Raw genomic sequence first — 26,708 nt, forward strand, 5'->3', positions numbered from 1 at the left:
GATGCCTCATTCCCGAGCTGGGAGCTAGCGGGTCAGAAGCTCAGCGCGCTCCGGGTTGCGATCGAACCACTCGGCAACGTACCAGCACATCGGCACGATCTTCAGCGACGTCGTGGACTCGACGTCGTCGACGGCAAACTTCATGAGCTGGGCGGCATACCCTTTCCCGCGATGTGCGGGCTGGGTGTACGTGTGGTTGAACGAAATGGCGGTGTCGCTCGTGCGGTAATCCGCGACTGCGACAAGCAACCCGTCGACGTTCATGACGTAACGGTCAGCGTCCTTCTCGTGAATAAAGTCTGTAGCCATAACTCTCTAGCCTAGGCGGGAAGAGCAGCTTCAATTGCACCAATAATAGCCGGATCATCCGGAACGACCGTTGGGCGAAAACGCTTCACCTCGTCGCCGGGCGTGACCAAAAATTTCTCGAAGTTCCAGGACACGCGGCCAGCTTTACCGCCGCCGTCAGCAGTTTTCTTCAGCTCGGCGTACAGGGGGTGAGCGGACTTGCCATTGAGCTTGACCTTCTCGAACATCGGGAACGTCACACCCCACGTCATCGTGCAGTATTCCTTGATGGCATCTTCAGAGCTGAGCTCTTGCAAGAACTGGTTGCTGGGAAATCCCAGAACGGTGAAGCCGCGGTCACCATACGTCTTCTGGAGCTGTTCGAGTTGCTCATACTGCGGCGAGAGGCCGCAGCGTGATGCCACGTTGACGATGAGCACCACTTTGTCTTGATACTCAGCCAGCGTCGTTTCACTGCCATCGATAGTGGTGAGGGGAATATTTCGGAGGTCGGTCACGCTTTAAAACTACGCCCGCAGTCTGAATGCTCGCCGACGACATCCCGAAGGTTGCCAGCGAGGTTCGCTAAAGTAGGAGCTTCCTTGCTTCCGCTTCGAGCGGTACACCGAGAGTGAGTTCATGCCCGATAGCCCCATGTCAGCGAGTGCGTACGACGTACTCGGTGTTCAGGCATCGGCGACCGAAGCCGAGCTCAAGAAGGCCTTCCGTCGTGCGCTTCGGCAAACGCATCCCGACACCGGGGGAGACCCGACGCGCTTTGCTGCAGTTCAGGATGCGTGGGAACGCGTCGGAACCCCCGAGAAGCGACGCCACTACGATGCTGGGGCACGCTCACGCACGCATAGCTCCACGGCCGCGTCCTCACCTTTTTCGGCGCGACCGTCTACCGCAGCGCGCGAAGATTCCCGTCCGCGCGCACGCACCCATGGTCATCCCGGCGGATGGCGTCGCGAACGTTTTCTCGACAGTATGCGTGAGTGGGTAGGGCGTGGCGTTACGCTCGATGACCCTTACGACCCCGTCCTCGTTCGCAGCGCTCCTCGTGAAATTCGCCGCACCCTCGCAGACGCGCTGGCGGAGGAGGCCACTGCTCGCACGGTGAGCGATCTGGGCATTGGCTACACGATTTGGCACGATGTTTCGACTGGACCGCCCGAGCGCAAGCTCGATCACATTGTGCTGGGCCCCACCGGCCTGTTCGCGATGCTCTCGGAAGATTTTGGCGGCGAAGTAAAGGTGCGGCGCGGCGAACTCATCGGCCCCGCCGTCGCGCCAGAAAAACCAATGCATGAGCTCGCCGCACGCGCGAAGTCAATTAGCCGACAATTGAAAGTCAGTTTCACGTGCTACGTCATTGTCGTTCCCGATGATGCGCTCGCTCAGCCTCAGGCTTCACTTGGAACAGTGAAGGGGCAACCCGCCGTTGTCGTGCGTCAGAGTGTGCTGGCGCACCTGCTCCGCACCGGCCCCGAGCAGGGCCGCGGGCGCGACATCGGTGGCAACGAACTCTTTGATGTGCGCACGAGACTCACCAGCGGCATCCGCTTCGTCGAGTAGCGATCCTCCGGTTCACTCCGCAGCCGCTCGAGGTTCATCTTTCTCGGTCGCTACCGCCCTCTCGTCGTTTACCGCGGAGAGTAGGGTGAGCACGTGACGACCACCGCCCCGCTGGCACGACGGCTCAGCGTCTTCGACGCCACCGTGATCGGAATAGGGTCGATGGTCGGCGCCGGCGTGTTCGCAGCCTTTGCCCCGGCCGCTCTCGCTGCAGGCTCGGGATTACTCATCGGGCTCGCGATCGCGGCGCTAGTGGCGTGGTTCAACGCCTCAGCGAGTGCGCAACTCGCGGCGGTGTATCCGGTCGCCGGTGGTACGTATGTTTACGGGCGCGAACGTCTAGGTCCCTGGTGGGGTTTCTTCGCAGGCTGGTCGTTCGTCGTCGGTAAAACGGCGAGCTGTGCAGCCATGGCGTTGATCTGTGCCGCGTACATCGCGCCCGCGGGCTTCGAGAAGCTCGTCGGAGTGCTAGCTGTCGTTGTCGTGACCATCGTCAACCTGAGCGGGATAAGCCGCACCGCGGCAGCGACCAAGGTGATCGTCGTAATCGTCGTCGCCGTTCTGATTGGCGTCATCGTGCTGGCCCTCGTAGCCGCGGATTCCTCGACGACCTCGTTAGCCGTGCAGACGGAACACGCGGCGCCGAACGCTTATGGGATCCTGCAATCGGCCGGCATCCTCTTTTTCGCATTTGCGGGCTACGCGCGCATCGCCACTCTGGGGGAGGAAGTGCGCGATCCCCAGCGTTCCATCCCTCGCGCCATTATGGCGGCTCTCGCCATTGCTGTGGTTCTCTATGCGGCGATCGGAGCAACCCTTCTGACGGTTCTCGGTCCTCACGAGCTCGGAATTTCTCGGGCCCCGATAAGCGATCTACTTTCTGCTGCAGGTTGGGGCGACGCATCGGCGCTCGTAGCGGGCACCGCCGCCCTCGCCTCGTTGGGAGCGCTACTCGCGCTGATGGCCGGGATCGGACGCACCACGCTTGCCATGGCGCGCACGCGAGACCTGCCCCAGTGGCTGGATGCCGTGCATCCGAGATTCTCCGTGCCTCATCGGGCAGAACTCGTCGTTGCAGCGCTGGTTATCGTCATCGTTCTGATCGCCGACGTGCGTGGGGCAATCGCTTTCTCATCATTCGGAGTGTTGCTGTATTACTTCGTGGCAAATGTCGCTGCATTTACCCAACCGGCGGCGCAGCGACGGGTACCACGCGCCGTGAACATCGTGGGCGCGACAGCATGTTTATTGCTGGTTGCCACCATTCCGCCCGTCGGAATCATCGTCGGAGTCATTGTTGTGGCGACGGGGATTCCTGTACGTTTGCTTTCTCATCGCCAGTCTCGGCCAGTTTTCACCCGTGGAACATAGGCTAGTTTTCTCTTAAGAAAGAGGGTTATCGGTTCGTGATTCGCGCAATTAGTTACAACCTCCGCAAGCACAAGGCGGCGTCAGAGCTCGATGCTCTCGCTCAAACCCCCGACCTAGACGTGCTGTGCCTCCAAGAAGCCATCTCGTCGCAGCTGCCTGAAGAAATCGGCAACCTGCACTTGGCTGACTCCACGAAGAACAACCGGCTGGGGCTCGCGGTTTATTACCGTCGAGATCGCTATGAACACCGCAAGAGCCAGGCGTTCGAACTCAAGAAGTCACTTCACGATCGAGTATTCACTCCCACGACGGAACGCCTTGTCGGCTCTCAACTCGTCGATCGCGAAAACGGCAAAGAACTCGTGGTCGCGTCCTTTCATGCGGCGCCGCTGACAGCCCTGAACTCGCTCCGCCGCAATCAGATCAAGGCTGCCCACGGCATGCTCACAGAGCTGGGAGCGGGGGCACCGATGCTGATGCTCGGCGACTACAACTATCCGCTCTTCAAAGACGGGCTCACGCAGCGCGTCAATAAGACGGGCTACGACCTCTCGCTGAGCGACAGCACGACCTATACCAATTACAAATTCTTTCGTGGCCACTTCGACTTTGTGACGTCACAGGGCTTCACTATCGAAGGCGTCGAGACACTGCCACGCGGTTCATCAGACCATTTGCCGATTTTGGTGACCGCGTCCTACGGCTCCACGAATACGCACAAGTCCACGGTGTCACCCGCCGAAACCTTCTCTAACTAACGAAGAGGGGCGCAGCTTTCGCTGCGCCCCTCTTCGTTGGCATGGGCCTGTGGCCTGATCAGAGCTAGCCTTCGCCTCCGAGGTTGCCCGCCAGACGCTCGTGCATGTACTGGCTGGCTTCGTTCATGCCGATCAGCACGACGCGCTTTTCTAGGCGCTCGTATTTCGTTGTAATCGCATCGAGCGCGGCCACCGTCGAGGCGTCCCAGATATGTGAGTTCGACATGTCGATGATCACGCGGTCGGGGTCATCCGTGTATTCGAACTGGGTGGTGAGGTCGTTGCTCGAGGCAAAGAAGAGTTCACCGTTAACGCGGTAATACGCGGTCGGCACTGCTTCGTCTTCAGGCAGCGTGCGCTCCACAGTGGCGAAGTGCGCCACACGGCGCGCAAAGGCCACCATGGCTACGACAACGCCGACGAGTACGCCGATGGCGAGGTTCTCGGTAGCGACGACAACAATCACGGTCGCGACCATCACGGTCGTTTCGCTCTTAGGCATGCGCTTGAGGGTGGACCAGCTGACGCTGTGCCAGTTGAAGGTCGAGACGGCCACGATGACCATCACGGCTACGAGGGCAGCCATGGGGATAATCGCGACGATATCCCCGAGAACTACGACGAGGATGAGCAGGAAGACGCCCGCGAGGAAAGTCGAAATTCGTGTGCGAGCGCCCGATGCCTTCACGTTGATCATCGTCTGGCCGATCATTGCGCACCCACCCATTCCGCCGAAGAGGCCGGAGAGTACGTTGGCAACACCTTGGCCCCAGGCTTCGCGGGTTTTGCGCGAATGAGTGTCGGTGATGTCGTCGACGAGCTTGGCCGTCAGCAATGATTCAAGGAGACCGACGAGGGCCATCGCGATGGCGAAGGGACCAATGATCTGCAGCGTTTCCCACGTCAACGGCACATTGGGGATGAACAGCTCAGGCAAACTGCGGGGGAGTTCGCCCTGATCACCGACGGTAGGTACCGCGATGGCGAACGTCACGGTGACAACGGTCAAGAGCACGATGGCAACGAGAGGCGCGGGGATCACCTTGGTGAAACGTGGCATCACCACCATGATGACGAGACCAACCGCAACCAGCGGGTACACCATCCACGGCACGTCAATGAGATGCTCGAGCTGGGCCATAAAGATGAGGATCGCGAGCGAGTTGACGAAGCCCAACATCACGCTACGAGGAATAAAGCGCATGAGCTTTGCGACGCCCAGTACGCCCAGCAAGATTTGAAGCAGCCCGCCCAAGATCACGGTGGCGATGAGGTAGTCCATGCCGAACTCGCGGGCTACCGGGGCCACTACAAGTGCGATGGCTCCCGTGGCGGCGGTGATCATGGCCGGACGACCGCCGAGGAACGCGATCGAAATTGCCATCACGAACGAGGAGAACAGTCCAACGCGAGGATCGACCCCGGCGATGATGGAGAAGGAAATTGCCTCGGGGATAAGCGCAAGGGCGACGACGAGTCCCGCAAGAACTTCACGGGTCAGGATGCGGGGAGTTCGCAGCGCCGTCATGACGGACGGTTCCGCCCGATAACGGTCGGCACGGTTTGCTTGCGTGATGGCCATGAGGTTCTCCAACTAGAGGAGCCGCAGAAATACGCGACTGACGATGTGATGTGAGCCGCGCACCTGGTTATCCGGCACGGCTAAACGCCAGCAACACTGCCGACTACGAGTCGGCTGTTATCCGACTAGACAAGGGTGGTTGGCAGCACGAAAGCGCAAACCTTTTCCCACGATAGCCGATCACACAGATTCATGGGCTACTCCCAGCCTGAGCGAAGCGCTGGCGAACAACATCCAATCGACGTTAGAACAGGCGGTTTCGATTGAGCACTCCCGCGAAGAGAGCGTGGGCCAGGGGTAGCGCGGAGCCAATCATCAGAACTAGCCCGAGCGTGGGGTCCGTGCTTCGCAGCAAGATGCCTCCAAGCAGCAGCGCCGTGAATAAGACCGCCGACAGCACCCGGCGCACGAGCTGTTCAATCGCTCGCAGTCGCTTATCGGCGCTGGGAGTCTCGACGGCAAGCTGCCCGCGCTGCATGAGCGTCGCGACACTCTCGAGCTGTTGCGGCAGCCTAAGAAGTAGGCCGGCAGAGGAGAGGGCTTGCTTCGCGAACTCCCTTACGGTGCCGCCGCCCTCGTCTCGGGCCAAACGCGCCGCAAAGGGCTCGATGGCCGTCCACACGTTGTAACCCGGGTTGAGATCGCTCGCAACGCCGGACGTCACCGAGATAGCCCGAATGATCAGCAAGAAGTTCTCCGGCAACTGGAACGGCATGGTGCGCACGACTTCGCTGAACTCATTGCCAAAGGCTCGGAACTCTTGAGGGTCGACCTGCTGCAACTCGGTGAAGCCCATTCCACCGAAACGATCAAACAGTTCACCCATCGCGCGCTCGAGAGGCGCCGTCTCTGCCGTGCGCAGCAAGATTCCCATGTCACGCACGCTCGCGACCAGCCCCGGGGCATCTCGCGCTGCCGCCGCGATGATGAGACGTTGAAGGCCGCGGCTGAGGTTTTCTGGAACCTCACCCATCATCCCGAAATCAATGAACGTGAGTGTCCAATCAGGCGTGGTGGAATCCGCGCGCTGGGGGTCAGCCGGTGTCACGAAAATGTTGCCCGGATGGGGATCAGCGTGAAAGAACCGGTGCATGAAGAGCTGTTCAAACATTGCCCGCGATAACTCATCGGCGACTTCTGCCGGGTCGATCCCTGCCGCGCGCAGTCGTTCGTGATCGTTGATCTTGATCGCGGTCGCATCAGCGAGGGTCAGGATGCGGCGGGTTGAACGCTCCCACACCACTTCAGGCGCCTCTACTCGCGCATCATCGGCGAAGTTCTCGGCGAAACGTTCCGCGTTACTGCCTTCGTTGAGGTAGTCGATCTCGCGCAGACTAATGATGGCGAACTCTTCGAGGAGCGCCGGCAGATCGACGCGACTTGACACAAAGCGAACGCGGCTGAGCCACGCGGCAACGCGACGCAGCGCGGCAAGATCGACTTCGATGATGTCCGCAATCCCGGGGCGTTGCACCTTAACGACGACATCTGCGAAGCCGACGTCACTCGCCTCGGCACCCGTCAGTCGAGCACGGTGTACCTGGCCGAAGGATGCCGCAGCTACGGGAACGGGATCAAAGTGGGCGAAGGCGCGTTCGAGGGGGATGCCGAGCTCGCGCTCAGCACTCTCCTTGATGAGTTGAAAATCGACCGCGGGTACTTCGTCCTGAAGCCCCTCGAGTTCACGAGTAATTTCACTCGGCAGCACGTCGAGGCGCGACGACATAAACTGCCCCACCTTGATCATGAGACCGCCGAGATCGACAGCCAGCCCGTGAAAATTGCGGGCGATGTGAGCGGCACGAGCTAAACGGCGTCGGGCGGCGATTCTCTCGAGCCCGAAGCGCGGAAGCACGAGCTCGAACCACCACTCGAGAACCATGTACCGGGCAGCGAAGCGCAGAATCCGCCGGTAGCGGGCGCGCAGCTGTCTGGTGTCGGTCATTGAATCTCCCTTGAGCCGACGGTGCGGCGGATGCGATCAGTCCTGGGCGAGAATTGCGTACAGCTTACGTCTCGCATCATCGATGATCGCGATGGCGTCGTCGATTTGCTCCGGGGTGCCAGTACGCATGATGGGCACAACGGCTTCAGCCAGTTTGGCCGCCGAGCGGGGCAAAGCAGTTGGCCGCGTTGTCTCGTGGCTGTCCGAGTCTTTCCACGGAGCGGGACGCGCAGCCTGGGCCTCTTCGTGCCCCTTTTCGGTGAGCGTGTAGGTCTTTTTGCCTTCAGCCTCATGAGCCTCAATCAAGCCCTCGTCAGCCAACAGCTGAAGCGTCGGATACACGGAGCCCGGGCTGGGCTTCCAGGAGCCCTTACTGCGCTTGTCAATCTCGCGAATGATCTGGTAGCCGTGCATTGATTCTTCGGCAAGCAGAGAGAGGATGGCGACGCGCACGTCTCCACGCCCCATGCGCGGAGTTACCCGGCGCTCGAATTCTGATCGCACGTTGTCTAGTGCGTCCCACAGGCCTTGGCCCGCGGTGTCAAAAGCGTCAGAAAAGGAGCGGCGCGAGTTGTGGCCGCTGGTTCCGAATGAATTGTTCATGCTGATCCTCCTGTCGGTGGATGCGGGGCACACGTGGCCCTGCCGATAGTTAACGATACATCGTTGACTATCTCCAACCCGCGGATCCCAGCGAACTGGCAGACACAGAGGCCGCAAGCTGGCGGCGAGGAACCCACCCTCACCCACTGAGGAGAGCGCCTAACGCCTTAAACAAGTAAAGGCCGGCAATCAGATTTATCTGATTGCCGGCCTTTACTTTTCCTACTGACTCGGAGTCCGAATCATTCGCTGTGCGCGAAGGGGGACTTGAACCCCCACGCCTTTACAGGCACTAGCACCTCAAGCTAGCGCGTCTACCAATTCCGCCATCCGCGCGCATCTGCGACGCTCTAGGAGCACCGCCGAGATAAGAGAATAGCACCCTTTTTGAGTACCAAAACACACATCGCTTCCACGACCCCGATGAGGCCCTTTTTGCCCTGCCGTGGCATGCAGATTTTTGCTGGCGAGACGGCTAGCGTGGCCTTATGACTTCTGAGCCAGAACTCGAGCGCACCGCGCGTATCGCACAAGATCTCATCCGATTCGATACATCCAACTACGGGGAGGGGCGATCGAACGGCGAAACGGTGGCTGCCGAGTATCTGGGCGCGCTGCTCGAAGACATGGGTCTCACTACCCAGTACTTCAATGCTGCGGAGGGCCGCACCACGGTGATCGCCAAGGTAGAGGGAAGCTACGAGACGGAGTCATCAGCCCCTCACGCCGCCGAGCGCCCCGGCCTGATTCTGCACGGCCACACCGATGTGGTGCCCGCAGATCCCAAGAACTGGTCCGTTGATCCTTTCGGGGGAGTCATTCAAGACGGCCTCCTGTGGGGCCGTGGCGCGGTGGACATGAAGAACATGGATGCCATGATCGTCACCGCTCTCGGCGACATTCTGGGAGCAGGCAAGCGCCCCGCTCGCGACCTCACGATCGCGTTCTTCGCTGACGAAGAAAATGGCGGCGAATACGGGTCACACTTCATGGTTCAGAAGCACCCCGAAGTTTTTGCGGGTGCGACAGAAGCCATCAGCGAAGTGGGCGGCTATTCGGTCGATCTGCAAGGTCAGCGCGCCTATCTCTTGCAAACGGGCGAGAAGGCGCTCATGTGGATCAAGCTGACCGCCCGCGGCATGGCTGCCCACGGTTCGCGCGTCATCAGCGATAACGCGGTCACCAAGCTCGCCGAAGCAATCGCGATCATTGGCCGACAGGAATGGCCTGTTCGCCTCACCGACACCACCACGCTCCTCATCTCTGAGCTATCGCGGATTCTGAACATTGATCCCGAAGAGGTCGGCCCCGACCAGCTCATCCTCGCGACCGGCACGGCCTCCGGCTTCTTGCAGGCCACGTTGCGCACGACCAGCAACCCCACGCTGCTGAATGCTGGCTACAAGCACAACGTGATTCCCGACGTTGCGGAAGCGCTTGTCGACATCCGCACGCTTCCTGGCGAGGAGGATGAGGTGCTCGCCCAAGTGCGCGCGCTGCTGCCCGCTGAGATCGAGATCGAGATGATGCACCGCGACATCGGGCTCGAGACAAGTTTCGACGGCCCTCTGGTCGACGCGATGGTCAACAGCTTGGGAGTCTTCGACCCCGGAGCCCCCGTGCTGCCGTACTTGATGTCGGGTGGCACTGACAACAAAGCACTCAAGCTGCTCGACATCACGGGCTACGGTTTCGCGCCCCTCCAGCTGCCGCCAGAAATCGACTTCCCGGGGATGTTCCACGGTGTTGATGAGCGGGTGCCGCTAGACGCACTAGTCTTTGGCAGGCAGGTCTTGGGAGACCTGCTTCTCAAGTACTAGTTTTCACCTGATCGGGAGCGTTCCATGGGTTTTATCGAGGCCATTATTCTCGGGCTTGTTCAGGGCCTCACGGAGTTTCTTCCGATCTCATCGAGCGCCCATTTGCGCATCATGGGCGAGTTTCTGCCCTCGGCGAGTGACCCCGGAGCAACATTCACGGCGATCACCCAGTTGGGTACCGAGCTCGCCGTCATCCTTTACTTTCGCAAAGATATCGCGCGCATCCTGAGCCGATGGTTTCAGCAGTTTCAGAAGCCCCACGGCTCGCACGGCGAGAAGATCGACAAGAATCATCCGGATGTTCGGCTCGGGTGGCTTGTCATCATCGGCACCCTACCGATCGTGCTGGTGGGCTACTTCGCCCAGGAGTACATCCGTTCAACGTTCCGCTCACTCTGGCTCGTTGCCACAGTATTGATCGTGTTCGGCATCATCTTAGGAATCGCGGACTACCTCGGAAAACGAACTCGAGCGCTCGAGGATATGACCTACGGTCACGGCGTTACCATCGGGCTCGCCCAGATGCTCGCGCTCGTTCCGGGAGTGTCACGCTCAGGATCCACGATGACAGCGGGCCTTGCCCTCGGTTACACGCGGCCAGCGGCAGCTCGGTTTGGGTTCCTCCTGGCCATTCCGGCGGTGTTCGGCAGCGGACTATACGAACTCGTGCATAGCTTCGGTGAGCCCGCTCAGGTATTCACGTATGCCGAAACCGCAGTTGCCACGGTGATCGCATTCGTTGTCGGCTACGTCGTGATTGCGGCCCTCATGCGCTATATCGAAAAGCGGTCATTCTTGCCGTTCGTGATCTACCGCGTCGTGCTCGGCGTCACGCTATTCGTGCTGTTGTCGTTGGGCGTTATTCAACCCGTCTAGTCACAGACGCGTCGCGTATGGCCGGTTTAGGCGCAGAACGCTCGCGCGGCGCTATTCCTTGCCTCGCCACGGTTCATCGCCAGCGGCACCCTGATCGGGTTTATCGTCACCACGGCGAAGATACTTCTCGAACTCCTGAGCGATCGCTTCGCCGCTCGCCTCGGGCGAGTCAACGGTGTCGCGCGCTTTTTCGAGCTGCTCGATGTAAGAAGTCATGTCTTCGTCTTCGCCGGCAAGAGCATCGATGCCCGTTTCCCAGTCTGCTGCCTCGCTCACGAGTTCTCCGCGGGGGATCACGACATCCACAATTTCTTCGAGCTTGTCGATGAGCGCCAGCGTGGCCTTCGGCGAGGGTGCGTTGTGCACGTAATGCGGTACCGAGGCCCAGATCGACATCGTGGTGACGCCACTTGCCTCCGCCGCTTGACCCAGAATCGACAGGATGCCGACCGGCCCTTCGTAGGTGCTGCGTTCAATCCCCAGAGCCGTGCGAACGGCAGCGTTCTCGCTCGAGGTGAATACAGAAATTGGCCGAGTGTGTGGCACGTCGGCGAGCATGGCGCCGAGAAAGACGATCGAGGTGATTCCGTTATCAACAACGGTTTCAAGGACGTCGCGCGCGAAAGCTTTCCACGAGCGCGACGGTTCGGTGCCGAGCAAGAGATAGATGTTCGACTGGTTGTTGGCGCTCAACTGCAGTTCTGCATCCGCTGCGATGCTTTCCGGTCGCCCAGCGTTGGGCCGTGTCGGGCCATACATGGTGACTGAGGGCCACGTCAGAACCCGGTCACCGTCGTCGTCGTAAGAAAGTACAGGGCGGTTGAACTGGTAATCGAAATACTCTTCGGGGTCAACTTCAGAGATGGGATAAACGTCGAGCTGTTCTTTGAGCGATCGCACTGCGCCGCTGGCAGCTTCTCCGGCGTCATTCCACCCCTCGAAGGCAACGACGAGGAGCCGTCCGTTCGCAAATGGGGTGATAGTCACAGGTCTCCTTGAGGTGCGTGCCACGAATGTCGCTTAGTCAAGGATAGAACTACGATGGTGCGTTGTGACTCACTCCACTCCAGCGGCCGTCCTGTGGGACATGGACGGCACGCTCATCAACTCAGAACCGTACTGGATCTCGGCCGAAATCAAGGTCGTTGAGTCCTTCGGCGGAGAGTGGACTCACGAAGACGCCATGTCCTGCGTCGGTAACGGTCTTCTCGAGTCTGCCCGCGTTATGCAGGCCAAGGGCGTGACCCTTGACGCGCAGGACATCGTTGACCAGCTCACCGACAGCGTGATGGCCCAGCTCAAGGAGTCAGGGATTCCGTGGCGGCCAGGGGCGCGCGAACTCCTCACGGAGCTGCGTGAAGCGGGTGTTCCCACCGCGCTCGTCACAATGTCGATTGGCCGCATGGCTCAGCACGTTGTCGAGAACCTCGGATTCCACGGCTTCGATGCGGTCGTCACGGGCGACGACGTAGAGCACGCGAAGCCTCATCCGCAGCCCTATCGCCAAGGGGCCGCTGCGCTCGGGGTCGACATTACCGACTGTGTGGCTATCGAAGACTCGCCTCCTGGGGCGTCGTCCGCTCACGCAGCGGGCGCTACCGTCATCGGGGTGCCCTTTATGGTTGACATCCCCGAAGAGAAGACCCATGCACTCTGGCCGACTCTCGACGGCCGAACTCTTGACCACCTCTCCGAACTGCATGCAAAGGTAACCACGCGATGAGCGACGTATTCCGACGACAGAGCGGCCCCTTTCGTGAGGGCGACCGCGTTCAACTCACTGGACCCAAGGGCCGCCTCAACACCGTGACGCTCGAAGTCGGGGGAGCATTCCACACCCACCGCGGCGTGCTGAGTCACGATCTAATCATCGGACAGCCGGACGCCAGCGTAGTTATCAGCACGAACGACATCGAATATCTGGCGATGCGCCCCCTGCTCACCGACTTTGTCATGTCGATGCCGCGCGGTGCCGCCATCATCTACCCGAAGGACGCAGCTCAAATCCTCGGGCAAGCCGACATCTTCCCCGGCGCTCACGTGGTTGAAGCGGGAGTGGGTTCAGGTGCGCTGTCGCTGTGGCTGCTCCGCGCCATCGGGCCGAGCGGCCAGTTGAGTTCGTTCGAGCGTCGCGAAGAATTTTCCGAGATCGCCCAGTCCAATGTGCAGGCATTCTTGGGCGCGCAGCCCGACAACTGGTCGGTGACCGTCGGAGACCTCCAAGAGCAGCTGCCGGCATCCGTCGAGCCGGGCTCGATCGACCGCGTTGTGCTTGACATGCTTGCTCCGTGGGAGTGCATCGAGGAGTGCGCTGAGGCACTGACTCCCGGCGGAGTGCTGCTCTGCTACATCGCTACCGTGACTCAGCTGTCGCGCGTTGCTGAAGCGATCCGTTCTACGGGGCTTTTCACTGAGCCCGATTCCAACGAAACGATGGTTCGTGGCTGGCACGTCGAAGGCTTGGCTGTTCGCCCCGACCACCGCATGGTTGCCCACACCGGGTTCCTCATGACAGCCCGCCGTCTCGCACCAGGTTCAGTTCTTCCTGAGCTGAAGCGTCGCGCCTCAAAGTCGGACTTCAAAGACGAGGATGTCGAAGCCTGGACGCCCGGTGCTCTCGGAGACCGTAACTCCAGCGCGAAACGCCTCCGTAAGACGGCGCGCGAAGCGAAGAAGGCGGCCGATGCCGCTACGACTGACCGGTAGAGTGTTGGCGATGTCTGTGTCGATGAAAAGAGTGTTTGTGCGCAAGCTTGCAGTAGTGGCCGTGAGTGCCGGAGTTGTTGTTTCGTTAGCCGGTTGCGCTAATGGTCCTTTGACCTTCGCGGACTGCGCGCCGATGTACTCCTCGGGGACCAATACGGCTTTGGTATCGACCTCTGGAGAATTCAGTGCCGATCCCGAAGCGAATTTCCCCACTCCGATCATCGCAACTGACGTCGAAAACTCCATCACCATTGAGGGCTCCGGCGAGAAGCTCGATGCGGGAGATATCGCCACTCTTCAGATCACTATCTACGACGCCGCAACGGGTGCGCAATTGATCTCCACGGGGCACGACACCGCCGGGTTGAGGGTGTCAGTTACCGAACGCGAGCCACACTTCGGCGATATCGCGCAGTGCGCCTCGGTCGGGTCTCGCATCGTTACCGTTGGCGCCGCTGGTGACATCCTCGGTGCAGAGAACATTGCGCAGAACCAGCTCGCCCTAGCCGAAGACGACGCCATTGTCATGGTGAGCGACGTGGAGTCGCGCTACCCCGGCAAGGCAGATGGCGTCAGCCAACCTGCACCCTCGGGATTCCCCGCGATCGTTCTGGCCCCTAACGGTCAGCCCGGCTTCACTTTTCCTGCCGGAGATGCTCCGAGCGAACTGCAGTTTGCCGCGTTGAAAGTCGGTTCTGGCGAAGCGCTTTCGTCGGGGGACGCTGCGGTTATGCAGGTGAGTGGCATCGAGTGGGGCGCAGACTCCACCTTCACGAACAGCTGGGAAGAATCCGGCGTTCCCGGAACCTTCATTGTCGAAAGCACCGAAACTTCCGATGGCGGATTGCCTCCGGGGCTCGCTGAAGCGCTCATCGGTCAAACGGTTGGTTCGCAGGTGCTCGTGGTGCTAACGCCGGATGTCGGCTTCGCGCCGGGAACAGAGCCCACGGGCGTTACGAGCGGGTCGACTCTGGTCTTCGTGTTCGACATCCTCGGAATTCAAGCGCAGTAACGTTACCCACGACACGGCCGGGTGTCAGAGACAAAAGGATTTGACTCGTGCCAGTACCGAAAGTTCCTAACGAAGAGCGGCTCTTCAGCCTCGTCTTGGCTTTACTCTCTACCGAGAGCGGGCTTACGAAGAGCGAGATTTTGTCGACCGTGCAGGGTTATCGCCAACGATTCGTGCACTCGGGAGATAACGCCAATCTCGAACGGCAATTCGAGCGCGACAAAGACGATATTCGCGAACTCGGGGTGCCCCTCGAGACCATCGAGCCGCCCGAACAAGCGGGGAACAACCAGAACCTGCGATACCGCATACCTCGAGTCGATTACGAGTTGCCCGAAGACATCGCTTTTTCGGCTGAAGAATCGACACTGCTCGGTCTCGCTGCAATGGTGTGGCGCGAAGGTTCCCTCTCTGAGGGCTCGCGTCGGGCAATCGTGAAGCTACGGTCGCTGGGCATTGAGACTGCCGAGCCCGTTCTGAGCTACGCCCCTCAGGTTCGCGTGCGCGATGAATCATTTGAGCCGCTGCGCGAAGCCATGGATCGCCGGGTTCTCGTGAGTTTCGAGTACCTCAAGCCAGGGGAGCAATCATCGACGACTCGCCTCGTGGCTCCGCTCGCCCTCGTTCAGCATCAGGGCCGCTGGCACTTGTACGCGAAGGATCCCGCAACTGACACGTTCAAAACCTTCTTACTGCGTCGCATTGTCAGCAGCATCCAGCGCAGCAAGAAAAGCTTTGACTATCCGACCGACGATGCCGCAGCGCAAGCGCTTGCTGGGCTGAGCGACGTCTGGGAGTCGAATGTTGCTGTCGTGCGCGTTGAGCCAGGAACCGATGCAGCAACCCGTCTCGGTAAGCGCCGGGGCGCGGTAATGCACCCGGATTGTCAGCTCGAAGTGAATTTCACCGATCTCAACATCTTTGCCGATGAACTTGCAAGCTTCGGGCCTGAGGTAGAGGCGATCTCACCTCCTGCCTTGCGCTCCGCAGTGATCGAACGCCTCACACGAACGGTGGCAGACCATGGCTAACAAGATTCCGCCGCTGCGTGCGCAAGACAAACTGGTGTTTCTGCTCGCTCTCGTACCGTACTTGATGGACCGCGACCGCGTAAGCGTGGCCGAGGCTGCTCAGCACTTCGGTGTTCCCGAACAGCAGATACGGGATGCCGTTCGACTAATCGCCGTGTCCGGAATTCCAGGAGAGACGGCCACGTACCAGGCAGGCGATCTGTTCGATATCGCCTGGGACGATTTTGAAGACAATGATCAAATTGTCCTCACCCACTTGGTGGCGATTGACGATTCTCCGCGATTCTCCGCTCGCGAAGCATCGGCATTGATCGCCGGGCTGCAGTATCTTTCTAGCCTGCCGGAGCACGCGGATCGTGAAGCCATCGCGACGCTGACGTCAAAGCTCTCCCGAGGTGCCTCCGCGGCCCCGACAGCAGTAGCCGTCGAGTCGAGCGCGCTCGATGAAACGCTCGCCCTCATCCGCGAGTCCGTTGCAGCCGGCACTCAGATCGAATTCGACTATCGCAATTCACGAGGTGAGTCCGAACGACGTCGTATCGATCCGTTACGCGTTGAGTCCGTCGATGCCGACTGGTACGTGCGCGGCTGGTGCCATTCTCGCGAAGACGTCCGTACGTTCCGTCTCGACCGCATTTCGAAGCCTGCAATTACGTCGGAGGCGATCACTCACACCGCGGGCGACGTGAACCTTCCCGAGACGCTCTTCGACACCTCTGACAAAGACATCGAAGTGAGCATTGAACTCGCACCCAGCGCAATCGGCTTGCTGGGGGATTACGTCGCGGATGATGCACCCAGGGTTGCCTCTGGCGACCGCGTGCGCACCACGGTTCGCGTGCCCCACTTCCATGGGCTCAAGCGACTCATTTCTGGGCTGCCGGGCGTCGTCACCGTTGTCTCACCGCCCGAGGCTCGTGAAGCTGTCGCCCGGTGGGCACAGGCTGGCGCCGAGCAGTACGCCGAAGAACAGTAGGTGATGACGTGATTGCGTGGTGGGGTTGGCTACTGATCTGGGTGGGCCTGGTGCTCGCTCTCCTCATCATGCTTGCTGTGGTTGCGTGGGTGCTGTTCCGCAAAGCGATGGTGCTGATGAAAGATCTGTCGGATGTCGTAGACAAGACCGCGATTCTCGATGTCGAGACAGAGAAAATATCGAAGCCACAGATCGCTATTCTCGCCGAGATGGCGCAGAACAGGGATCGGCATGAGGCCCAGCGTGAACGGCGCCTTGGGCTCACAGCGGCGCGGCGCGAACGGCGACTCGAGCGCGGCAAAAAAATCACTAGGCGCGATGCGTCGCGCATGCAGTGGCCGGAGGGCTGGTCCTAAATGGGCTGGGTCTTTGCCGCTGGCTTCATTCTGATCGCGCTGCTCTGGTTCTCAACGTGGCTTCGACGACGAACCATTCGCGCATTGCTGCTCACGACCGGTGCGCAAACGACCGGATCGAGTAGCCTCCACCGTCGCGGCCGACGGCTACCGCGGATCGCCGTTCGCTACACCGACGATACGGGCTCGGAGCACGTCATCATCAAAACGATCGTGAGCGCGGGGGATGAGCAATTGCTCCAGAAACCCGCCCTCGTGCTCTATCACCCGAAACATCGCAGCCGTTCGGACTATGTCTTGATCGGCTTTGGCACACAGCCGAGACGATGGTTTTCCGGTGAGTTCAGCCGAAAGAAATAGCCCCGCGCTAACTCTCCACAGTGTGCCCAATCTCAACCAACCTAGGTATGATTGGCCTACGCAGCCTTCAATGTTTAAGGAAGTTCTCCATGCTCGGCAATCTCAGCGGTTGGCACCTCGTCATTCTTTTGGTCGTCATCCTCCTGCTTTTTGGTGCACCGAAGCTTCCCGGGCTCGCTCGTAGTGTTGGCCAGTCGATGCGTATTTTCCGCAGCGAGGTCAAGACGATGAAGGATGAAAACAGCTCTGAATCTTCGACCGACTCGTCGTCGGATTCGAGCAGCGACACTCCTCCTAAGCCGTAGCTCCTATGGCAGTTCGCGCCGACAGGTGGCGTTCAAAGAGTGAAGAACGCATGTCACTCGGCGCGCATCTCGTAGAGCTCAAGAAGCGGCTATTCATTTCGGCGATCGCGATTCTTGTGACCGCAATCGCCGGCTTCATTTTTGCGGATTTCTTTATTGACGCCTTGCGTGCCCCCATCACCGGCATCGCGGAGTCCTCCGGGCGTGGGGCTGCGCTCAACTATGACGCGGTGACTCAGGCGTTCGACATTCGAATGCAGATTGCTTTTACGGTCGCTATCGTCGCTGCCAGTCCTGTGTGGCTGTACCAAGTCTGGGCGTTCTTGGTCCCCGGGCTTGTGCGCAAAGAGAAGCAATACGCCATCGGTTTTTTGAGTACAGCGATTCCGCTCTTTCTCGCGGGCTGCGCCGCCGGCTGGTACGTCATGCCGAACATCATCACGTTGATGCTCGGCTTTGCTGGCGACCAAGATCTCTCCAATTTGAACGCTAAGTACTACTACGACTTCATCGTCAAGCTCCTGTTATCGGTCGGCATCGCCTTTGTACTACCCGTATTCGTCGTTCTCCTGAACCTCGTCGGCGTACTGTCGGCCGCGGCGATTCTCAAGGGATGGCGTATCGCCATCTTGACCATTTGCGTGTTTACGGCGATCGCTACTCCTGCAGCGGATGTGATCTCGATGTTCCTACTCGCCATCCCGATGATCATCCTGTATTTCGTCGCCGCCTTCATCGCCTGGATCCACGATCGCCGTGTCGCGAAACGCGCCGCGCTCATCGACCCCGACGTGAGCAGCGAACTCTAGACTCCGAGCGCTTAGGCTGTAGTCAATGAGTGAACTGTCTCCCGCCGAACGGTACGCCGCGGCGAAGAAGCGTCGGGGCTACCCCGTACTCGAAGCGTTCCGCGCGAGCCAGCGCTTTGACCTCGATGCTTTTCAGATCTCGGCCTGCGAAGTCGTCGAGTCCGACAAGAGTGTTCTGGTCGCGGCCCCCACCGGTGCCGGCAAGACGATCATTGCCGAGTTTGCTATTTATCGGGCCATGCAGCTGGATGGCCCCAAGGTTTTCTACACGGCCCCGATGAAGGCGCTCAGCAACCAGAAGTTTCAAGAACTCGTCGGCGAATATGGCCCCGAAGCTGTCGGCCTCCTCACTGGCGACACCAACGTCAATGCGGGTGCCCGCATCGTAGTGATGACCACAGAGGTGCTTCGCAACATGCTGTACGCGAAGTCAGATCTGTTGACGAACCTCAGCACTGTCGTGATGGACGAGGTCCACTTCCTCGGGGACCGCTTTCGTGGCGCCGTCTGGGAAGAGGTGATCATCCATCTTCCTGAAGACGTACGGATGGTTTCGCTCAGCGCAACGGTCTCAAACGCTGAAGAGTTTGGCGACTGGCTGCAGGCGGTGCGAGGCGACACTGAAGTAATCGTGTCAGAGGACCGCCCCGTGCCGCTGGAGCAGCACGTGCTGGTCGGCGGGAAGCTTATCGATCTCTTCGATTCATCCGGCCTCGCAGCAACGAACCGGGTGAACCCCGAACTCGCACAAATGGCACGCTTCGGCGGGCGCAGCCAGTCGGTCGGCAACCGTCGAAAGAGCAGTCGTCAGAACTCGTACCGTGGTGGCCAACCTCGATCACGTATGGACCGTGCGGATGTCGTGGCGATGCTGTCATCCAAAAACCTCGTTCCCGCCATCTTCTTCATTTTCAGTCGCATGGGCTGCGACCAGGCAGTGAATCAAGTCTTGCGTGCCGGTGTGCGCCTCACGACATCCGAGGAGCGCGATGAAATTCGCGAAATCGTCGAAGCGCGCTGTCGCACCCTCCTCGACGAGGACCTCGCCGTTCTGGGGTACTGGGATTGGCTCAGTGGTCTCGAGCGCGGCGTTGCCGCTCACCACGCCGGTCTGTTACCCGCGTTCAAAGAGGTTGTCGAAGAGCTCTTTCAGAAGAAGCTCGTCAAGGCCGTTTTCGCGACAGAAACGCTCGCTCTTGGCATCAACATGCCGGCCCGCACGGTTGTGCTCGAGAAGCTCGAGAAGTTCAACGGTGAAGCTCGCGTACCCATCACTCCGGGGGAGTACACGCAGCTCACGGGTCGCGCTGGTCGCCGCGGCATCGATATCGAGGGCCACTCGGTCATCCAGTGGGTTGATGGTCTCGACCCGCAGGCCGTGGCTTCGCTCGCGTCGCGCCGCACTTATCCGCTGAATTCCAGTTTTAAGCCGACCTACAACATGGCGGTCAACCTCATCGAGCTCTTTGGCCGCGAACATACTCGCGAGATTCTCGAGTCGAGTTTCGCGCAGTTTCAAGCAGATCGCGCCGTGGTCGATCTCGCTCGCAAGGTTCGTTCGCAGAAAAATTCTCTCGATGGCTATGCCAAGTCGATGGAATGCCACGTCGGCGACTTCGCGGAGTATTCTCGCATCCGCCGCGAACTCAACGATCTTGAGAAAAAGGCTCAGCCCCGAGGTGACGCCGGTCACCGTGGTGAGCGTGAGCGTCGCCAGCGCAAGCTTGGCGAACTGCGCAACCAGATGCGTAAGCACGATTGTCATGCTTGCCCCGAACGTGAATCTCACGCTCGCTGGGCAGAACGCTGGTGGCGCCTCAAGCGCGAAACCGATCAGCTCAGCCGTCAGATTCAGAACCGCACGGGCGCCGTTGCCAAGATTTTTGACCGCGTCACCGATGTTCTCACTCAGCTCAAGTACATCGAGCCGGGCAAGAACGGCGAAATGACGCTCAACGAACACGGTCGCGTTTTGCGTCGCATTTACGGCGAACGCGACCTACTCGTCGCGGAATCTCTACGGCAAGGCTTCTGGAACAGTCTGGATGCTGCCTCCCTTGCGGCGATGGCAACCACTCTGGTCTACGAACCGCGTCGAGACGAGGGTGATCTTGGCGACCGCTATCTTCCGCGCGGTGAATTCCGCGAGGCTTTCGACAAGACATCCACGCTGTGGGCTCAACTCGACGATCTCGAGCGAGATAACCGTCTTCCCGGTAGCCAACCGCTCGCAAAGGGCCTTGCTCTGTCAATGTATCGCTGGGCGAATGGCGCAAGTCTCGACTCGGTTCTCGACCTCGCCGAAATGGCCGCAGGCGACTTTGTGCGCGTCACTAAGCAGGTCATTGACCTGCTCGACCAGTTATCGGTCGTGGCCGACGGCGATGTCGGACGCACCGCCCGCAAGGCACTGGATGACATCCGGCGTGGAATCGTTGCCTACAGTTCTGTCGCTTAGGCTCGACTCGTGATGCCCGATAAACCTGTTGCTGTGCTGCCCTTATGGGCGGCGATCGTGACAGCACTGGCCTCCGGCCCAATCATGGATGCCGGGTTCCCCGATAAGAGCGTCTGGCCGATGACCTTTGTGGGCATCGCTCTCATGCTTGTCGCACTTCGCGGTCGACGCTCGTGGGCCGCGTTTCTCGTCGGTTTCCTCGGCGGGTTTGCGTTTTATCTCACACACATCTCTTGGGCATCGCTCTTCTTGGGCCCTGTACCGATGCTGGCGCTCTCGTTCTTAGAATCTCTCTTTGTGGCGCTCGGCGGCCTGGCCATCGCGCTTGCGTACCGGTGGATTCCTCGAGCCTTCGGTGTCGGCTGGGTAGCGACGCTCGGATTAGCTTTCGTCGTGGCGGGTCTCTGGACAGCCCGTGAAGCGTGGATGAGCGTGTGGCCCTACGGAGGCTTCTCTTGGGGCCGTGTAGCGCTCTCACAAGCCGAGAGCCCCCTCGCACCGCTCTTTCCCTGGATCGGCGTTTCCGGTGTGAGCTTCACGATTGTGCTCGTCGTTGCGCTAGCCCTTGCGGCGGTCGAATACTCGTGGCGTCACTACCGCGAGTTGCCTCTGGATGCCCGCGCTCAACACGTCTCGCGGGCGCTCCGCACGGTATTCGTGCCGGTCGCTGTCTTCGCCCTCATGCTCAACGTTCCTACCTGGCAGTCAACGCTCGACGGAACGCTTCGCGTCGGCGCCGTACAGGGCAACGGCAAGGCCGCCTACTTCGACGAGCGAGAGCGCGGCGATCTTCTCACCGCTCAACTCACCGCGACCGAGTCCATCTACGGCCAAGATCTTGACCTCGTCGTCTGGCCGGAGGGCGGCACCGATGTGTCACCACTCAGCAACTCCTACGCGGCGGCAGCATTCGACTACGTCGTCGAACAAGCCGACGCACCGCTGATTTCTGGTGACATCACCGAACGTGACGGCGAGATCTTCAACAGTCAGCTGTTGTGGATGCCGGGGGAGGGCGTGGTTGATATCTACGACAAACGCCACCCCATTCCGTTCGGTGAATATGTGCCGAACCGTGACTTCTGGGCGCAGTTCGCGCCTGATCTCATCGGCCTGATCGGCCGTGATTACTCCATCGGCACGACCGACATGGTGTTTGACGTCAACGGAGTCACGGTCGGCGTAAACATTTGCTTCGATATTGTTGATGATCAGATTCTGACTGAGTCGGTAGAGCAGGGCGCCCAAGTGATCATCGCGTCATCGAACAACGCTGACTTCGGTATGACGGACGAGAGCGCTCAGCAATTGGCTATGGCCCGTATCCGCGCACTCGAGCTGGGCCGCAGCGTTGTCAACATTTCCACGGTGGGACTCAGCGCGATCATCGGACCGGATGGAACGACGATCGCTGAGGTGCCGTGGTACACCGCGGCCACGATGGTCGAGGATGTACCGCTCTCCACGAGCATCACTCCCGCGGTTGTGTGGGGTCGAGAAATTGAATGGCTCGTGTCTGGGCTCGCACTCGGCGCCCTTATCGTTGCAAGGTTGGCCGGTCGGAGAGAGAATGCCTAACGTCATTGTGGTGGTTCCCACCTATAACGAGATCGAGAACATTTCCTCGATCGTCGGCCGTCTACGTCAGGCTGTGCCGCGGGCGCACGTTCTCGTGGTGGACGACTCCAGCCCCGACGGCACGGGCCAGCGGGCTGAGGAGCTTGCGGCTGCCGATCCGGGCGTTTCGGTGCTTCACCGCCCCGCTAAAGACGGACTGGGGACGGCCTACCTCGCCGGTTTCGCGCTCGCCCTCGAACGCGGGTACGATTACATCGTCGAGATAGACGCCGACGGCTCTCATGACCCGGTGGAGCTACCCGCGATGATTGCACTAGCTAAAGCGGGCAATGACCTCGTCATAGGGTCCCGCTGGGTGCTTGGCGGATCAGTCAAGAACTGGCCCTGGTATCGACACAGCATTTCGCAGGCAGGAAACAGCTACGCGCGGCGCGTCCTTCACTCCGACATCCGAGATCTCACCGCCGGCTTTCGAGTGTTTCGTGCGAGCGCGTTGAGAGAGCTTGGCCTCGACGGTGTTTCGTCGCAGGGATACTGCTTTCAAGTAGAGCTGGCCTGGAACTTCGAACGTGCGGGCTACCGAGTGGCGGAGCATCCGATCACCTTCGTTGAGCGCTCAACGGGCCGGTCAAAAATGCATGCAGGGATTGTTGCAGAAGCACTACTCAGGGTCACCGGCTGGGGAATAGCGGCGACCCTGAGTTCAGTACGTCGTTAGGCGCCGATCTTCTGCTGACCGCGACGGGCGCGCAAGAAGTCGAGGCGTTCTTGAAGAAGCTCTTCGAGTTCTGGGCGCGTGCGTCGCTCGAGAAGCATGTCCCAGTGGCTACGGGGAACCTTCACGTCGACCTCGTCGAGTTCTACCAGCTCGCCGTTGTCATCGAGGAGTGTTCCCTCTTGACCCGTCTTGGCGTCAAGCCACTGCTGGGGAACTTCAGCGTCAGACGAGAACATCACTTCAAAAGTGTTGCCGTCGACCGCCTTGTACACGCTCTTTTTCCGCGGGGAAAACTCGACACCCTCTTCGCTCTGTAGGCTCTGGGTACCAAGTCTCATGCCGCGCAAGCTGCGATCTGCCATCGTGTGGCCTCCTTCAATTCGCGGTTTCTACAAGTAATAAACCCTCTTGCTGAACGTATGCTTCCAAGCGTGCAGTCTTCACAGCGAGTTGTCAGCATTTACTAACAATTCCCGCTGCCATGAAGCGGAATGTGCGCGGTCTTGCTAGGCGCGCGATTTCACAACTTCGAGGGCGAGGTCTGCTCGATCGGTGACGATTCCATCGACGCCGAGGTCGAGCAGGTGACGCATTCGCTGCGGTTCATTGATAGTCCAGACATGCATCTCGAGTCCGAGATCGTGCACGCGTGAAATCATCCGCTGAGTGGTCACCCGCAACCCTAGCGCTTTCTCTGGCACTTGGATGGCAACGAGCCCAGAAAGTGCACGCCTCATGGCAGGCGAGATGCCCGCCTTCGCGCTGACGAGTGCCATCAGGAAGCGTCGGGCTGATGCTGAGCTCGCGATTCCCGGTAATTGCTCGACCGTCGCGGCACGGCGGGCTTCGTCGAACGAGGTGACGAGAACGCGATCTACCGCCTTGAGGTCACGAATCGCACGCGAGACGGGCAGGACAGCGCCCTTAGTCTTGACGTCGACGTTGAAGCGCGTTTCTGGGAATGCGTCGAGCGCGTCGGCGAGGGCGCAGAAACCTTGGCCATCACCCAGGTCGATGCGCCGCAGCTCCGCCATCGTGAGTTGTTCGACTTTGATAGCCCGGCCGGCGACGCGACTGAGACTCGGGTCGTGCGCCACAACGGCTACTCCGTCGAAACTGACGTGAACATCCGTCTCGACGAACTGCACCCCTGCAGCGACCGCTTTCGCGAAGGCAAGCATCGTATTTTCGGGTGCGTCGAGCGCAAGCCCCCGATGTGCAAAAACGCGGGGGCCTGCGGGGGAGAGATACGACGAGTTGGCGCTAGCGCGCGACTGGTCCCTTGCCACTAAAGAATCCTTCACCAATGCCCTTGAGCGCTTCCGTCAGTTCTGACGGGATGATCCACATCTTGTTGGAGTCACCTTCTGCAATCTTAGGCAGCGTCTGGAGGTACTCGTACGCCAACAGCTTCGGGTCGGGATCGCCTTCGTGAATCGCCGCGAAGACAGTTTTGATTGCGGCAGCTTCACCGTCGGCGCGGAGCACCGCAGCTTTGGCTTCACCCTCAGCCTCGAGAATGGCGGCCTGACGTGAGCCCTCTGCTTCGAGAATGGCGGCCTGCTTGGTTCCTTCAGCGGTCAAAATCTGCGCACGGCGGTCACGCTCGGCTCGCATTTGCTTTTCCATCGAGTCTTGAATCGAGAGGGGCGGGTCGATGGCCTTGAGCTCAACACGTCCAACACGAATGCCCCACTTGCCGGTGGCTTCGTCGAGAACGACTCGCAGCTGCGAGTTGATGTTGTCGCGACTCGTGAGCGCCTGCTCGAGATTGAGGCCACCCACTACGTTTCGCAACGTCGTGGTCGTCAGCTGTTCGACGGCTCCAAGGTAGTTACCGATCTCGTACGTCGCAGCGCGCGCATCCGTCACTTGGAAGAACACCACGGTGTCGATCGAGACAACGAGGTTGTCTTCGGTGATGACCGGCTGCGGAGGGAACGAGACGACCTGCTCACGCAAATCGATGAGAGGCAACATCCGATCGATAAAAGGTACGAGGATATTGAGCCCCGGCAACAGCGTTTTGCGGTACTTTCCCAGGCGCTCAACTACGCCGGCGCGCGCCTGCGGCACAATGCGAATCGCGCGGAACAGCGTAACGATAACGAAAATGGCAAGAATAACGAGCAGAATCACCACGAATATCTGGCCTACGAAGCTAGCGGGATCAGTCACTTTTCTTCCTTTCTCGGCGGCTGCGTAGTCGCTCGAGGCTTGGTGGTGCTGGGGTGGGTTTTCTCAAGAACGACGACCGCAATGGCACCTTCGATTGCCAGCACAGAAATTCGCTTTCCTACGGGCATTGTGGAGGGAGCAGCACCGTCACCGATGCGCGCGGTCCAAGTCTCGCCGTTGTCGAGCTTGACTTCGCCGATGCCCTTCGTGAAAGACGCGGTGACAAAGCCACCGAGTTCGTACAGCGCCTCGACATTGCTCTTCGCCGGATCGGCGCCCTTTTCGAGGTTCATCAGCAACACAGGCCTGATCGTGAAGATCAGGAGGCCCGCAATGGCAGCCGCCAACGCGATCTGCACGTACCACGGCCACCCCAAGAGATTGGAGCCGAGACCGCCGATGAGCGAGCCGGCCGCGATCATGAGGAAAGTGAACTCGAGAGTCAGCACTTCGATGACGATGAAGAGCACAACAAGCGCCAGCCACAGAATCCACAAATATTGGGTGAGGTCTACGAGCATTAGCTGGCGCCCTTCATCGTTGCGCTGTTCGACAAATCTTCATTCACGACGCTAGCACTTAGATCACTGCAGAGCGCTCCTTCGACCGCTAAAGTCGAAGCGTGAATAGCGATAATTCGAATCCTCTGGCCGCTCACTCGCTCGATGGCGCTCGCGCGCTCATCACTGGATCTTCGCGGGGGATCGGCGCCGACACTGCCGCCTACTTTGCGCAGGCGGGTGCTCGCGTTGCCGTGAACTACCGCAACAAAGAGGCTCGAGCCCTCAAGCTAGTAGCCCAGCTCAACGAAACCGACGGTTCCGCTATTGCTATCGGTGCTGACCTCACCGACCCCGAGACTGTCTCTGCCCTTTTCGCGACCGTCAAGGAAGAGTTCGGGGGCCTCGAGATTCTGGTGCTCAACGCATCCGGCGGCATGGAGGGCGGTATGGCTGAGGACTACGCCATGCAGCTCAACCGTGACGCCCAGGTCAACTTCTTGAAGACCATGATGCCGCTGCTGCACGAGGGTTCGCGCGTCGTATTTGTGACCAGCCATCAGGCCCACTTCATCCGCACTGTGGAAACCATGCCCGAGTATGTTCCGGTCGCACTGAGCAAGCGTGCAGGCGAAGATGCACTGCGCGAATTGATCCCCGAACTCGAAGCACAGGGCATCGGCTTCGTTGTCGTCTCAGGCGACATGATCGAAGGCACCATCACGGCAACCCTGCTACAGCGTGCGAACCCCGGCGCGATCGAGGCACGCAAGGAGGCCGCCGGCCGCCTGTACAACGTGAGCGAATTCGCGGCAGAGGTCGCTTCTGCCGCCGTTGACCCCGTTCCAGAGAACAACACCCGCTACGTCGGCAACGTCTCCGACTTTCTCAACAAGTAGC

The 26,708-nt window shown here is 60.0% G+C and carries 28 protein-coding genes and 1 tRNA gene; 18 read left to right on the forward strand and 11 right to left on the reverse strand.

Annotation, left to right across the window (positions count from 1 at the left end; genetic code table 11):
• Positions 1–24: 24 nt before the first annotated feature.
• Positions 25–309: a GNAT family N-acetyltransferase gene (locus tag I6E58_RS08585; protein WP_129071383.1), complete on the reverse strand. Its 285-nt coding sequence runs from the start codon at positions 307–309 to the stop codon at positions 25–27.
• Positions 310–320: 11 nt separating this feature from the next.
• Positions 321–806, reverse strand: coding sequence for a glutathione peroxidase (locus tag I6E58_RS08590; protein ID WP_197132276.1), 486 nt, complete (start codon positions 804–806; stop codon positions 321–323).
• Positions 807–927: 121 nt separating this feature from the next.
• Here I6E58_RS08590 and I6E58_RS08595 point away from each other — a divergent pair, with 121 nt between their 5' ends.
• The 3 genes from I6E58_RS08595 to I6E58_RS08605 all read left to right on the forward strand — a co-directional run bounded on the left by I6E58_RS08595 (position 928) and on the right by I6E58_RS08605 (position 3,995).
• Positions 928–1,866, forward strand: a complete 939-nt coding sequence (locus I6E58_RS08595; RefSeq protein WP_197132278.1) for a DnaJ domain-containing protein — start codon at positions 928–930, stop codon at positions 1,864–1,866.
• 93 nt (positions 1,867–1,959) lie between these two features.
• The gene (locus tag I6E58_RS08600; RefSeq protein ID WP_197132280.1) at positions 1,960–3,237 is read left to right on the forward strand and encodes an APC family permease; all 1,278 of its coding nucleotides are present in this window, start codon (positions 1,960–1,962) and stop codon (positions 3,235–3,237) included.
• A 38-nt stretch (positions 3,238–3,275) separates the two neighbouring features.
• Positions 3,276–3,995, forward strand: a complete 720-nt coding sequence (locus I6E58_RS08605; protein ID WP_129073464.1) for an endonuclease/exonuclease/phosphatase family protein — start codon at positions 3,276–3,278, stop codon at positions 3,993–3,995.
• A gap of 64 nt (positions 3,996–4,059) precedes the next feature.
• Here the strand turns inward: I6E58_RS08605 and I6E58_RS08610 are convergent, their stop codons facing one another.
• The 4 genes from I6E58_RS08610 to I6E58_RS08625 form a co-directional block, all read right to left on the reverse strand.
• Positions 4,060–5,577, reverse strand: a complete 1,518-nt coding sequence (locus tag I6E58_RS08610; protein WP_129071379.1) for a SulP family inorganic anion transporter — start codon at positions 5,575–5,577, stop codon at positions 4,060–4,062.
• 244 nt (positions 5,578–5,821) lie between these two features.
• Positions 5,822–7,522: an AarF/ABC1/UbiB kinase family protein gene (locus I6E58_RS08615; protein WP_197132282.1), complete on the reverse strand. Its 1,701-nt coding sequence runs from the start codon at positions 7,520–7,522 to the stop codon at positions 5,822–5,824.
• A gap of 36 nt (positions 7,523–7,558) precedes the next feature.
• Positions 7,559–8,125 (reverse strand): PadR family transcriptional regulator, encoded by a 567-nt coding sequence (locus I6E58_RS08620; RefSeq protein WP_129071377.1) that lies wholly within the window; start codon positions 8,123–8,125, stop codon positions 7,559–7,561.
• Between the two features lie 252 nt (positions 8,126–8,377).
• Positions 8,378–8,461, reverse strand: a tRNA-Leu gene (locus tag I6E58_RS08625).
• 152 nt (positions 8,462–8,613) lie between these two features.
• On the opposite strand from I6E58_RS08625, the gene I6E58_RS08630 reads away from it, so the two are divergent.
• Positions 8,614–9,945 carry a M20/M25/M40 family metallo-hydrolase gene (locus I6E58_RS08630; RefSeq protein ID WP_197132285.1) on the forward strand — a complete coding sequence of 444 codons (1,332 nt, stop codon included), beginning with the start codon at positions 8,614–8,616 and terminating at the stop codon, positions 9,943–9,945.
• Between the two features lie 24 nt (positions 9,946–9,969).
• On the forward strand, positions 9,970–10,821 hold the full coding sequence (locus tag I6E58_RS08635) for an undecaprenyl-diphosphate phosphatase (RefSeq protein WP_197132288.1): 852 nt from the start codon (positions 9,970–9,972) through the stop codon (positions 10,819–10,821).
• A 51-nt stretch (positions 10,822–10,872) separates the two neighbouring features.
• Here I6E58_RS08635 and I6E58_RS08640 read toward each other — a convergent pair whose 3' ends face one another.
• The gene (locus tag I6E58_RS08640) at positions 10,873–11,808 is read right to left on the reverse strand and encodes a proteasome assembly chaperone family protein (protein ID WP_197132290.1); all 936 of its coding nucleotides are present in this window, start codon (positions 11,806–11,808) and stop codon (positions 10,873–10,875) included.
• 64 nt (positions 11,809–11,872) lie between these two features.
• On the opposite strand from I6E58_RS08640, the gene I6E58_RS08645 reads away from it, so the two are divergent.
• From I6E58_RS08645 to I6E58_RS08700, 12 genes are all read left to right on the forward strand, one after another.
• The gene (locus tag I6E58_RS08645; RefSeq protein ID WP_307842048.1) at positions 11,873–12,544 is read left to right on the forward strand and encodes an HAD family phosphatase; all 672 of its coding nucleotides are present in this window, start codon (positions 11,873–11,875) and stop codon (positions 12,542–12,544) included.
• On the forward strand, positions 12,541–13,527 hold the full coding sequence (locus I6E58_RS08650; RefSeq protein WP_197132292.1) for a tRNA (adenine-N1)-methyltransferase: 987 nt from the start codon (positions 12,541–12,543) through the stop codon (positions 13,525–13,527). The genes I6E58_RS08645 and I6E58_RS08650 overlap by 4 nt, the downstream gene beginning before the upstream one ends.
• Positions 13,528–13,537: 10 nt before the next feature.
• Positions 13,538–14,539, forward strand: coding sequence for an FKBP-type peptidyl-prolyl cis-trans isomerase (locus I6E58_RS08655; protein WP_231595184.1), 1,002 nt, complete (start codon positions 13,538–13,540; stop codon positions 14,537–14,539).
• A gap of 47 nt (positions 14,540–14,586) precedes the next feature.
• On the forward strand, positions 14,587–15,570 hold the full coding sequence (locus I6E58_RS08660) for a YafY family protein (RefSeq protein WP_129071372.1): 984 nt from the start codon (positions 14,587–14,589) through the stop codon (positions 15,568–15,570).
• A complete protein-coding gene (locus tag I6E58_RS08665; RefSeq protein ID WP_197132294.1) occupies positions 15,563–16,546 on the forward strand; it encodes a YafY family protein in 984 nt (327 codons plus the stop codon). The genes I6E58_RS08660 and I6E58_RS08665 overlap by 8 nt, the downstream gene beginning before the upstream one ends.
• Before the next feature lie 8 nt (positions 16,547–16,554).
• On the forward strand, positions 16,555–16,902 hold the full coding sequence (locus I6E58_RS08670) for a hypothetical protein (RefSeq protein ID WP_197132296.1): 348 nt from the start codon (positions 16,555–16,557) through the stop codon (positions 16,900–16,902).
• A complete protein-coding gene (locus I6E58_RS08675; RefSeq protein ID WP_197132297.1) occupies positions 16,903–17,262 on the forward strand; it encodes a hypothetical protein in 360 nt (119 codons plus the stop codon). It abuts the gene before it with no gap.
• A gap of 89 nt (positions 17,263–17,351) precedes the next feature.
• Entirely contained in the window at positions 17,352–17,567 is a 216-nt protein-coding gene (tatA, locus tag I6E58_RS08680; RefSeq protein WP_197132299.1) for a Sec-independent protein translocase subunit TatA, read from the forward strand.
• 50 nt (positions 17,568–17,617) lie between these two features.
• Positions 17,618–18,376 (forward strand): twin-arginine translocase subunit TatC, encoded by a 759-nt coding sequence (gene tatC / locus I6E58_RS08685; protein WP_129071367.1) that lies wholly within the window; start codon positions 17,618–17,620, stop codon positions 18,374–18,376.
• 25 nt (positions 18,377–18,401) lie between these two features.
• Complete coding sequence (locus I6E58_RS08690; protein ID WP_197132301.1) at positions 18,402–20,834, forward strand: RNA helicase; 2,433 nt, start codon at positions 18,402–18,404, stop codon at positions 20,832–20,834.
• 12 nt (positions 20,835–20,846) lie between these two features.
• Complete coding sequence (lnt, locus tag I6E58_RS08695) at positions 20,847–22,412, forward strand: apolipoprotein N-acyltransferase (protein WP_197132304.1); 1,566 nt, start codon at positions 20,847–20,849, stop codon at positions 22,410–22,412.
• On the forward strand, positions 22,405–23,130 hold the full coding sequence (locus tag I6E58_RS08700; RefSeq protein ID WP_197132306.1) for a polyprenol monophosphomannose synthase: 726 nt from the start codon (positions 22,405–22,407) through the stop codon (positions 23,128–23,130). The genes lnt and I6E58_RS08700 overlap by 8 nt, the downstream gene beginning before the upstream one ends.
• Here I6E58_RS08700 and I6E58_RS08705 read toward each other — a convergent pair.
• From I6E58_RS08705 to I6E58_RS08720, 4 genes are all read right to left on the reverse strand, one after another.
• On the reverse strand, positions 23,127–23,492 hold the full coding sequence (locus I6E58_RS08705; RefSeq protein WP_129071364.1) for an RNA polymerase-binding protein RbpA: 366 nt from the start codon (positions 23,490–23,492) through the stop codon (positions 23,127–23,129). The two genes, I6E58_RS08700 and I6E58_RS08705, sit on opposite strands and share 4 nt — an antisense overlap.
• A 144-nt stretch (positions 23,493–23,636) precedes the next feature.
• Positions 23,637–24,419, reverse strand: a complete 783-nt coding sequence (locus tag I6E58_RS08710; protein WP_197132308.1) for a glycerophosphodiester phosphodiesterase family protein — start codon at positions 24,417–24,419, stop codon at positions 23,637–23,639.
• Positions 24,394–25,308, reverse strand: coding sequence for an SPFH domain-containing protein (locus I6E58_RS08715; protein ID WP_129071362.1), 915 nt, complete (start codon positions 25,306–25,308; stop codon positions 24,394–24,396). The genes I6E58_RS08710 and I6E58_RS08715 overlap by 26 nt, the downstream gene beginning before the upstream one ends.
• Positions 25,305–25,829, reverse strand: coding sequence for an NfeD family protein (locus tag I6E58_RS08720; protein WP_129071361.1), 525 nt, complete (start codon positions 25,827–25,829; stop codon positions 25,305–25,307). The genes I6E58_RS08715 and I6E58_RS08720 overlap by 4 nt, the downstream gene beginning before the upstream one ends.
• A gap of 101 nt (positions 25,830–25,930) precedes the next feature.
• Between I6E58_RS08720 and I6E58_RS08725 the strand changes: the two genes are divergently transcribed.
• A complete protein-coding gene (locus I6E58_RS08725; protein WP_197132310.1) occupies positions 25,931–26,707 on the forward strand; it encodes an SDR family oxidoreductase in 777 nt (258 codons plus the stop codon).
• Position 26,708 lies beyond the last annotated feature (1 nt).

Origin of the sequence: Salinibacterium sp. SWN1162 (genome assembly GCF_015864675.1) — a bacterium.
In the GTDB taxonomy this organism is placed as follows: Bacteria; Actinomycetota; Actinomycetes; order Actinomycetales; family Microbacteriaceae; genus Rhodoglobus.